General features: G+C 61.9%; 1 protein-coding gene. It reads right to left on the bottom strand.

Annotation, left to right across the window (positions count from 1 at the left end; translation table 11 throughout):
- A partial coding sequence (gene istB / locus GWC77_RS28205; RefSeq protein ID WP_173262896.1) for an IS21-like element helper ATPase IstB occupies nt 1-557 on the bottom strand: 557 nt, incomplete at both ends.

The following is a 557-nucleotide window of genomic DNA, read 5'->3' as shown; positions in this document are numbered from 1 at the left end:
GATGCGGTAGGCGCCGTGGCGCAGCCGATCGAGTGTGGCGGCGCCGAGGATGCGGTTGTCGGGGAACGCATCGCCCCATTCGCTGAAGTCCAGATTTGACGTCAAGATCGTCGCCGCGCGTTCATACCGGGCGGCGATCAGGTCATGGAAGTCTTCGTCCTGGGGCGCACGAAGGGGTTTGAGCGCGAAGTCATCGATGATCAGCACCGGCACGCGCACGAACTGCTGGAGCTTGCGTTCGTAGAGCTCGGTCGCCCGAGCTGCATGCAGCTTTTTGAGCAGGTCGGTTTGCGTAATGAACAGGACGTCACGTCCCTGACGAGCGGCACAGTGGCCCAAGGCCTGCGCAAGATGTGACTTCCCGACACCGGTTTGGCCGACGATCATCACGCAGACCTTCTCGTCGATGTAGCGGCCCGTGGCGAGATCATGCAGGTGTGCGCGATTGAGCTTGGGCACACGGTCGAAGTCGAAGTTCTCAAGCGTCTTGCCCAGGGAGAAGCCAGCGCGAGCGAGCCGTGTACCGAGCTTCTTGTGCTCTCGACGTGCGACCTCAT

The organism is Paraburkholderia sp. NMBU_R16 (assembly GCF_013282575.1).
Lineage (GTDB): Bacteria > Pseudomonadota > Gammaproteobacteria > Burkholderiales > Burkholderiaceae > Trinickia.
The sequence above is the reverse complement of the archived record's forward strand: the minus strand, read 5'-3'. Positions and strand labels throughout refer to the sequence as shown.